Origin of the sequence: Pseudomonas sp. 57B-090624 (assembly GCF_003234055.1) — a bacterium.
Taxonomy (GTDB): Bacteria; Pseudomonadota; Gammaproteobacteria; order Pseudomonadales; family Pseudomonadaceae; genus Metapseudomonas; species Metapseudomonas tohonis.
The window spans coordinates 19,634-29,228 of the sequence record NZ_QKRU01000083.1; the positions used below are offsets into that span (position 1 = coordinate 19,634).

Annotated in this window: 5 protein-coding genes; 2 read left to right on the forward strand and 3 right to left on the reverse strand. The window is 70.8% G+C overall.

Annotation, left to right across the window (positions count from 1 at the left end; translation table 11 throughout):
* Window positions 1–4: 4 nt before the first annotated feature.
* The 3 genes from DMX10_RS27735 to DMX10_RS27750 form a co-directional block, all read right to left on the reverse strand.
* On the reverse strand, window positions 5–646 hold the full coding sequence (locus DMX10_RS27735; protein ID WP_111264121.1) for a response regulator: 642 nt from the start codon (window positions 644–646) through the stop codon (window positions 5–7).
* A gap of 201 nt (window positions 647–847) precedes the next feature.
* On the reverse strand, window positions 848–1,960 hold the full coding sequence (locus DMX10_RS27740; protein WP_158545632.1) for a tetratricopeptide repeat protein: 1,113 nt from the start codon (window positions 1,958–1,960) through the stop codon (window positions 848–850).
* Between the two features lie 824 nt (window positions 1,961–2,784).
* A complete protein-coding gene (locus tag DMX10_RS27750) occupies window positions 2,785–3,438 on the reverse strand; it encodes a hypothetical protein (protein WP_111264124.1) in 654 nt (217 codons plus the stop codon).
* A 189-nt stretch (window positions 3,439–3,627) separates the two neighbouring features.
* On the opposite strand from DMX10_RS27750, the gene zapE reads away from it, so the two are divergent.
* Window positions 3,628–4,746 carry a cell division protein ZapE gene (gene zapE, locus DMX10_RS27755; RefSeq protein WP_111264125.1) on the forward strand — a complete coding sequence of 373 codons (1,119 nt, stop codon included), beginning with the start codon at window positions 3,628–3,630 and terminating at the stop codon, window positions 4,744–4,746.
* Between the two features lie 61 nt (window positions 4,747–4,807).
* The gene (locus DMX10_RS27760) at window positions 4,808–9,184 is read left to right on the forward strand and encodes a DEAD/DEAH box helicase (RefSeq protein ID WP_111264126.1); all 4,377 of its coding nucleotides are present in this window, start codon (window positions 4,808–4,810) and stop codon (window positions 9,182–9,184) included.
* Window positions 9,185–9,595: the final 411 nt, after the last annotated feature.

The following is a 9,595-nucleotide window of genomic DNA, read 5'->3' on the forward strand; positions in this document are numbered from 1 at the left end:
GTCCTCAGGCCAGGCCGTTTTCCTGGATGTAGAGGTACAGCGCGGCGTTGGTGTCGAGGCCGAGCTTGCGCATGGCGCTGGTCTTCTGCGCACTGATGGTCTGCTTGCTGCGGCAGAGGCGCTGGGCGATGTCGTTGATGGCCAGGCCGCTGCCGTACAGGCGCAGCACTTCCACCTCGCGCGGGGAGAGTTCGTCGATCTGCGCGAGGGGCTTGCCGTGGGCGGCTTCGCCGAGCTGCATCAGGCGCTGCAGGGAGCCGGAGACGAACGGGCGCCTGGCGCTGGCGCGGAGGGCGCGGGGCAGGTCGGCCAGCAACCCGCGCTTGCTCACCAGGCCCTGGATGCCGAGCTTGAGCAGCGAGGCAACGAGGGCCGGGTTGTCGAGCATGGTGACGACGATGATCGCCAGTTGCGGGTAGTGCCGGCGCAGTTGCTCGATCAGCCGCAGGCCGTCCGCCTGGCGGCTGTCCGGCATCATCAGGTCGGTGACCAGCAGCTCGCAGGGGCGGGTGGCGAGCTGTTCGAGCAGGCCGTCGGCGCTGTGGGCCTCGCCGACGATCTGCAGCGAGCTTTCACGGCTCAGCACGGCGCGCAGGCCGATCAGGGTGATGGGGTGGTCGTCGACTATCAGGGTTCGTCTGTGCATCTGCTACCAGGGCTCGCGGAATCGGTACGGCGCACATGGTAGGGACGGCGGGAACGCGGGTATCGCGACCCGCGTGCAGTTCGGTAGGAATCGGATCAATCCGACATTTGTTGTCGGGCGCTTCCCACCGAGCGCCTGAAGTCTTACGGAAAAGCCTCGGGTGTCGGGAAACGGATGACACCCGTGGCTGTAGGCAAGCCGCTACTGGACGTGCTGGCGGGGCGGCTGGATGGCGCTGTCGAGCGCCGCGATCATCGAATCCACCAGGCCCGGTTGCCGTTGCTCGGCGCTTTGCAGGATGGGCGCGAGGCTGGCGGTGCGCTCGGCGGCGGGGCCACTGCCACGGCTGGCGGCGACGGCGAACCAGGTGTACGCCTCCAGCTCCGGCTGGGTGGAGGGGTATTCGCCGCTGAGCAGTTTCTCGGCGTACAGCACCATGGCATCGAGGTCGCCGGAGAGGGCGGCGAGCTTGGTGGCTTCGGCGGCGGCCTCGTTCTCGGCGGGCTCGGCGTTCAGCGCGATGGCGGTGGCGTCGCGCTCGGCCGGCGCGGCGATGCTCGGTGCCAGGCACGGCAGCGGTTCGTGGGCCTGGGCCACCGAGGTTTCGATCGGCTGGCCCTGCTGCTGGCGCAGGGCGAGCTGGTAGAGCGGTGCGGAGACGCTGTCGCCGGCGTCGCTGGCCACCTTGAGCAGGGCCAGGCCGCGCTCCGGGTCGTTCAGGTAGGGCTCGCAGGTGTTGAGGTAGAGCAGGCTGATTTCACGCAGGGCGCGGTCGCTGGTGCGCGCGGCCTTCTCCATCAGGCGGGTGCCGTACTCCACGTCCTGCTGCACCCCGGTGCCGCGCAGGTAGTTCCAGGCCAGCACCCGGCTGGCCTCGGCGCTGCCCAGGGCGTCGGCCTGGCTCAGGTGGTCCAGCGCAGCGGCCTGGTCGGCGGGTACGCCGTCACCGGTCAGGTAGTGGCGGGCCAGCTCGTAATGGGCGCGGGCGTTGCCGGCATCGGCGGCCTCGTGGAGGCGCGCCATGAGGGTTTCGGTGTCGCCGATCTCTTCGGCGAGCATGGCCTGGGCGAGGATCTCCCGCGCGGGTTCCGGGCGTGGCTCGACGTTGCGCGTGCTGCCCTTCACCTCGTCCGGGTCTTCGGCGACCCACACCATCGGCGCTTCATAGCTGGGCACGCCGTACACCGGGTTTTCCGGCGGCAGCGGGCGGTTGCGCGTGGCGACGACGGGCTTGGCCTTGAGTGGCTGGAAGCCGGAACTGCAGCCGGCACAGAGCGCGGCGGCGAGCAGGAGGAGGGCGAAACGCATCTTCATGGGAACGTGGGGAGCCTTGAAACCATTGCGGGAGACGGGTCGGAGGCTGCATAGCATTCCAGAGTGCGGCGCCCGATCCAAGCCGCAGGCGGGAATTGACGGTGCCGTACGTCAGGCTGGCGAGGCGGGCGCCCTCTCCGTAGGAGCGGCTTCAGCCGGGAAAGGCCCGCAGCGGGCAGCGGCGGTGTGGCCGGATGCTCCACCCCGAATGAACTGGCTCTGTCTGCGTTATGTGGTGCTAGAAGGTTTGGCGAAGCTGATTACCGAGCTTTGCTGATGTTTCTGGTTTCGCCCCCCGGCGAGTCCCTTTTCCAATCGCTGGAACGCCAGCCCGGTGAAAAGGAACCAAAAAGCTTGCCCCTGCATACGGGTCTGGCTTCGCCAGACTTCCCTCACTCCATCATCGTTACTCGCTACGCTCGCCCTTCGGGCCGCACTGAAGTGCGTTCGCCGCAAGCGGCGTCCAGGGGCACGCCTCGAAGGGCCATCCCTGGCCCATCGCGGCTCTCGCGACATCCCTGTCGCTCAACCCCTGAAACGATGATTACGCTCGGCCTCCCGAAGGGGCGCCTGGCGGCTGCTTCAACATTGGTGCTCAACGTTCTGCATTGATGTGCGCATTACCACTTGGCGAGCGTCGTGGGTGGCGGCTTTCGTAGGATGGCGTAGAGCGAAGCGAAACCCATGCGGTGGGCGTGCCAGGAATCAAGAAAGGCCCTGAATGCACCTTTCTTGAGCCTTTTGTTGAATCCACAATAGCGAACGCAGACAGCGCCGATGAATCCGCCCCTACGGGGCCGCCGCGATGACGAGGGAACGCGGCGTCAGGCGCCGAGCATCCCCGCGCGGGTCGAGGGGTCGAGCATCGCCCGCAGGCGCGGGTCTTCGGTGTCGAGGGAGACCAGGTCGACACCGCGTTTGCGCAGTTCCTCTTCCTGCTGGATGGCCGCCAGCTCGGCCATGCGCTGGGCGATCTGCTTCTCGATCTGCTCCTGCTGCTCCGGCGGCAGGGCGTCGATCTCTTCTTCGGTCAGGCCCAGTTCCTTGAGGATCTTGTCGCGCATCTTCTCGCCGGCGGATTTGTTCATGTAGTCATGGAATTCCTGGGCGGCGGCGCTTTGGGCGGGCTTGCTCACGCTGGCGGCGGCGCTTTGGGCATCGGCGTAGACGTCGTTGGTGAGCGTGTCGGCGCCGCTGGCCGAGGTGCCGCCCTCCACGCTGCCGCTCTGCAGGCCCACGCGCAGGCGGGCGAAGGCTTCGTCGTAGGCGGCTTCGCGCTGGGCGGCGGCCTGGTCGACCTTGGGCGTGGGCTTGGCCTGGTTCGGCTGCAGGGTGGCGGTGGGTTGTGAGGTTTGCGGGGGGACCGGGCGACCGTCGCCATAACGCACGAGTTTGAGCCTGTGCGTCATGTCCTGCAGTTTGGAGCGATCGAGGCCGGAGAGGCCGGTGCCGAAGAGGCTCATGCTGAATCCATCCATAGGAAGTCCTTGTGCGCGGCTACTCAGCAAGGCGTGTGCCAGTGGCTGGGACGCCCGTTCCAGAGCCTTTGCCGTCGGCCTGGCGGTTGCCGGGCGGCAAGGAATTGCCGCTCGCGCCCGTCGCGTTGCCGCCCCGTTGCCGCAACCTTGTAGACTGCCGCCCGATTCGCAACCGGAGCGGGAGAGGGAATGGAAGGCTTATCGCCACTGGCGGCCTATCGGCAGGCGGTGGATGACCTGGGGTTCGCGCCCGATGCCGCGCAGCTGCACGCGGCGACATTGCTGGAGGCCTGCCAGCGGGCCTTGCACCAGGGCGAGGGCGGCATCGCCGGCGTCTACCTGTGGGGCCCGGTGGGGCGCGGCAAGACCTGGCTGCTGGACCGCTTCTACGAGGGGCTGCGGGTGCCCGCGCGGCGTCTGCACTTCCATCACTTCATGCGCTGGGTGCACCGCCGCCTGTTCGCCCTGACCGGCACCGCCGACCCGCTGCGCGCCCTGGCCCGCGAGCTGGCACAGGAGGTGCGGGTGCTGTGCTTCGACGAGTTGTTCGTCAGCGACATCGGCGACGCGATTCTCCTCGGCGGCCTGCTGCAGGTGATGTTCGAGGAGGGCGTGGTGCTGGTGGCCACCTCCAACCAGCCGCCGACGCAGCTGTATGCCGACGGCTTCAACCGCCAGCGCTTCATGCCCGCGATCGAGGCGATCGCGCGGCACATGCAGGTGGTGGCGGTCGATGGCGGGCAGGACCACCGCCTGCACCCCGGCGCCGCACAGCAGCGTTACTGGGTGATCGAGCCGGGCCGCCCGAGCGTGCTGGCGGCGGTGTTCGCCGAGCTGGACGACGGCGTCGCCAGCCATGATCGCCCGCTGCACCTGGGCCATCGCGACATCGCCGTGCACCGGCAGGGCACGGTGGCGCTCTGGTGCGACTACGCCGCGCTCTGCGAGGCGCCATTGGCCGCCCTGGACTTCATCGCCCTGTGCGACCGTTTCGGCGCCATCCTCCTGGGCGCCGTGCCGCGCCTGGGGGCTGCGCGCCGCGAAGGGCGCATCGCCCGGGGCACCGAGGACGGCGCCGAGCGCGTGGTCGCCGGTGATCGCCAGCTGCCGCAGCTCTCGCCCCTGGACGACGGCGTGCGCCGCTTCATCGCCCTGGTGGATGAGTGCTACGACCGCCGCGTGCCCCTCTACATCGAGGCCGAGGTGCCGCTGGAGCAGCTCTACACCGAGGGCTGGCTGGAGTTCCCCTTCCGCCGCACCCTGAGCCGCCTGCGCGAGATGCAACTGGCGCGTTTCGGCCGCGCCTGAGCCCGGCGCGCACGATGGGCGGTCCTTGAGGGGGCGTCGGCGCGGCCGCATATTGGCCGCCATGAAGCCGACTTCCCCTACCGCCGACATCGCCCTGGCCGATTTCCACCCGGCCGTGCGCGCCTGGTTCACCGGGCGCTTCGCCGCGCCCACCCCGGCCCAGGCCGAGGCCTGGCCGGCCATCCGCGCCGGGCGCTCGACCCTGGTGGCCGCGCCCACCGGCTCCGGCAAGACGCTCACCGCCTTCCTCGCCGCCATCGACGAGCTGGTGGAGCAGGGCCTTGCCGGGGGCGGGCTGCCGGATGCCTGCTTCGTGGTCTACGTGTCGCCGCTCAAGGCGCTGTCCAACGACATCCGCATCAACCTCGACGAGCCCCTGGCCGGCATCCGCGCCGAGCTGCAGCGCCAGGGCCTGGGCGAGGTGGCCATCCGCACCGCGGTGCGCACCGGCGATACGCCCCAGGCCGAGCGCGACGCCATGCGCAAGCGCGCGCCGCACATCCTGGTGACCACACCGGAATCCCTCTACGTGCTGCTCGGCTCCGAGTCCGGCCGCGCCATGCTCGGCAGCTGCCGCAGCCTGATCGTCGACGAGATCCACGCCATCGCCGGCAGCAAGCGCGGCAGCCACCTGGCGCTGAGCATGGAGCGCCTGGAAAGCCTGTGCGGGCGACCGTTGCAGCGCATCGGCCTGTCTGCCACGCAGAAGCCCATCGAGGCGGTGGCGCGCTTTCTCGGCGGTGCGCCTGCCGGGGGCGAGGCCCGCGATTGCCTGATCGTCGATGTCGGCTACAGCCGCGAGCGCGACCTGGCCATCGAGGTGCCGCCGCTGCCGCTGGAGGCGGTGATGAGCAACGATGCCTGGGAGACCGTCTACGACCGCCTCGCCCTGCTGGTGGCCGAGCACCGCACCACGCTGGTGTTCGTCAACACCCGGCGCCTGGCCGAGCGCGCCGCGCGGCACCTTTCCGAGCGCCTGGGCGAGGCCGCCGTCGCCGCCCACCACGGCAGCCTGGCCCGCGAGCTGCGCCTGGACGCCGAGCAGCGCCTGAAGCGGGGCGAGCTGCGGGTGCTGGTGGCCACCGCCTCCCTGGAGCTGGGCATCGACATCGGCGATGTCGAGCTGGTCTGCCAGCTGGGCTCGCCGCGCAGCATCGCCGCCTTCCTGCAGCGCGTGGGGCGCTCCGGGCACAGCGTCGGCGGTACGCCGAAGGGGCGGCTGTTCCCCCAGTCGCGGGACGACCTGATCGAATGCGCGGCGCTGCTCGACTGCGTGCGCCGGGGCGAGCTCGACAGCCTGGTGATCCCGCGCCAGCCGCTGGACGTGCTGGCCCAGCAGATCGTCGCCGAGGTGGCCAACCAGGAGTGGGACGAGGATGAGCTGTTCGCCCTGATGACCCGTGCCGCGCCCTATGCCGAACTGCCCAGGGCGAGCTACGACGCCGTGCTGCGCATGCTCGGCGAGGGCTACAACGGCCGCAACGGCGTGCGCGGCGCCTACCTGCACCGCGATGCGGTCAACCGCCGCCTGCGCGGCCGGCGTTCGGCGCGGCTGGTGGCGCTGACCTCCGGCGGCACCATCCCCGATGCCGGTGACTACAACGTGCTGCTCGAACCCCAGGGCATGCAGGTGGGCACGGTGCACGAGGACTTCGCCGTGGAGAGCATCGCCGGCGACGTGTTCCAGCTGGGCAACCAGTCGTACCGCATCGTGCGCGTGGAGCCCGGGCGGGTGCGGGTGGAAGACGCCCGTGGCCAGCCGCCGAGCATCCCCTTCTGGCTCGGCGAGGCGCCGGGTCGCAGCGACGAGCTGTCCGCCGGGGTCTCGCGCCTGCGTGGGGAGATCGAGCGCCTGCTGGCCGCCGCCGACGGCGATCTGCAGCCGGCCATCGACTGGCTGACGGGCGAGTTGGGCCTGGGCGAGGCCGCCGCCCGCCAGATGGTCGAGTACCTGGCCCGTGCCCGGGCCGCCCTGGGGCGCCTGCCGACCCGCGACTGCCTGGTGATGGAGCGCTTCTTCGACGAGTCCGGCGGCATGCAACTGATCATCCACTCGCCCCTGGGCAGCCGGGTCAACCGCGCCTGGGGCCTGGCGCTGCGCAAGCGCTTCTGCCGCAACTTCAACTTCGAACTGCAGGCCGCCGCCACCGAGGACGCCCTGGTGCTGTCGCTGTCCACCAGCCACAGCTTCCCGCTGGACGAGGTGTGGCGCTACCTGCATTCCAGCAGCGCCGAGCAGGTGCTGATCCAGGCGCTGCTGGACGCGCCGCTGTTCGGCGTGCGCTGGCGCTGGAACGCCACCAGTGCCCTGGCCCTGCCGCGTGCCTCGGGCGGGCGCAAGGTGGCGCCGCAGCTGCAACGCATGCGCAGCGAGGACCTGCTGGCCAGCGTCTTCCCCGACCAGGTGGCCTGCCAGGAGAACCTGGTGGGCGAGCGCGAGGTGCCGGACCACCCGCTGGTGGCGCAGACCCTCGACGACTGCCTGCACGAGGCCATGGACGCCGAGGCCTGGCTCGATCTGCTGCGGCGCATGGAGAGCGGTGCCGTGGAACGGGTGGCCCGCGACCTGCCGGCGCCCTCCGCGCTGGCGGCGGAGATCCTCGGTGCGCGGCCCTATGCCTTCCTCGACGACGCACCGCTGGAGGAGCGCCGTACCCAGGCCGTGCAGAACCGCCGCTGGACCGACCCCGAGTCCGGCGATGACCTCGGCGCCCTGGACGCCGAGGCCATCGCCGCCGTCGCCGAGGAGGCCTGGCCCCAGGTGCGCGACGCCGACGAGATGCACGAGGCGCTGCTGGCGCTGGGCTGCGTCACCCCGGCGGAGGTGGAGGCCAACGGCGGTTGGGCGGGCTGGTTGGCGCAACTGGGCCGGGCGCGCCGTGCCGCCTGCCTGCACCTGGAGGACCGCCCCGCATTCTGGCTGGCCGCCGAGCGCCTGCCCCAGCTGTCGGCCCTGCACCCGCTGGGCTCGCTGAAGCCGGCGATCACCGCGCCGGCCGGGTTCGACAGCTGCTGGGAAGCGGAGGCTGCCTTGCTGGAGCTGGTGCGCTCGCGCCTGGGCGGCTTCGGCCCGCTGACCCTGGCGCGCATCGCCGCCGACCTGCGCCAGGCGCCGGGCGACATCGCCTTCGCCCTGGCCGCCCTGGAGCGTGAAGGGCACGTGCTGCGGGGCCGCTTCAGCCCCGGTGCGCGGGAGGAGGAGTGGTGCGAACGGCACCTGCTGGCACGCATCCATCGCTACACCGTCAAGCGCCTGCGCCGGGAGATCGAGCCGGTGGAGCGGGCCGATTTCATGCGCTTCCTCTGCGACTGGCAGCACCTCTCCAGTGCCACCCGCATGCGCGGTGCCGAGGCGCTGGCCGGCGTACTCGGCCTGCTGGAAGGCTTCCAGGCCGCCGCCGGTGCCTGGGAAGGCGAGCTGCTGCCGGCCCGCGTCGCCGATTACGGCATCAACTGGCTGGACGACCTGTGCCGTTCCGGGCGCATCGCCTGGAGTCGTCTCGCCGCCCCGGCGCGGGCCGCCGGCGGGCCGTTGCGCAGCACGCCGATCCTGCTGCTGCCGCGCAAGAGCCAGGGGCTCTGGCGTGCCTGCGTGGGCACGGCGGTGGTCGCCGAGCCCTCGCCCCGGGCCGAGCGGGTGCGCGAGGTGCTGGCGGGGCAGGGCGCCCTGTTCTTCGACGAGCTGCTGGAGGAGACCCGCCTGCTGCGCAGCGAACTGGAGGATTGCCTCGGCGAACTGGTGGCCCTGGGCCTGGTCAGCGCCGACAGCTTCGCCGGCCTGCGCTCGCTGCTGATGCCCGCCGCCCGGCGCAGCCGCACCGACCGCCGCGCGCGCCTGGCGCTGGCCAGCATGCAGGATGCCGGGCGCTGGTCGCTGCTGCGCGGGCGTGGTGACGGGCGTGGTGAGGAGGACCGTCCCGGCCAGGTGCCGGCCGAAGCCCTGGAGCATGTCGCCCGCACCCTGTTGCGCCGCTACGGCGTGGTCTGCTGGCGCCTGCTCGAGCGTGAAGCGGACTGGCTGCCGAGCTGGCGCGAGCTGCTGCGCGTCTATCACCGCCTGGAGGCGCGCGGGGAGATTCGCGGCGGGCGCTTCGTCGCTGGCGTCGCGGGCGAGCAGTTCGCCCTGCCCGAAGCCGTCGGCCTGCTGCGCGAGGTGCGCAAACGGCCGCTTTCCGGGGAGCTGATCAGCCTCTCCGCCTGCGACCCGCTGAACCTGCAGGGCACCTTGCTGCCCGGCGCCAAGGTGCCCGCCGTGGCCGGCAACCGCCTGCTGCTGCGCGATGGCGTGCCGGTGGCGACCCTGGTGGCCGGCAAGTTCGCCCTGCTGCAGGAGGCCGACGGCCTCACCGCCAGCCAGTGGCAGGCCGCGCTGATCCGCCAGCCGACCGCCAGCGCCATGCAGGGCCCCGGCGCCCGGCGGATGACGATGCGGCCCTGAACGTTGTTCGGCCTCGCGGCGCGCTTTCCGTGTGGAAGCGGCCTCAGCCGCGAAAGACCGGTGCCGGCACGAGGCTGCGAATGGGCTGGGTGCGCATTACGTTCGGGGCGCAACAGCTTCCGTAGGGTGGCGTAGAGCGAAGCGAAACCCACGCGGTGGGCGTGACAGGGCGCCATAAATGCCTCCACGACAGCTAACGCAGACACAGCCCATGAATCCGCTCCCATAGGCCCGCGCTATCGGACAGGCGCCACTGTGTCGTCTCGGCTTATTCGGAATTTTCATCGAGGTTTTTCAGAAGTTACCGCTTGATCCGGACATGATCTTTTTCGACGGCAGCTATGCTCCCTGTGAGCTCGTTCGAGGAGTCAGAGCAATGGATTTCTTCGCCACCCCCGCTTCGCCCCCGTC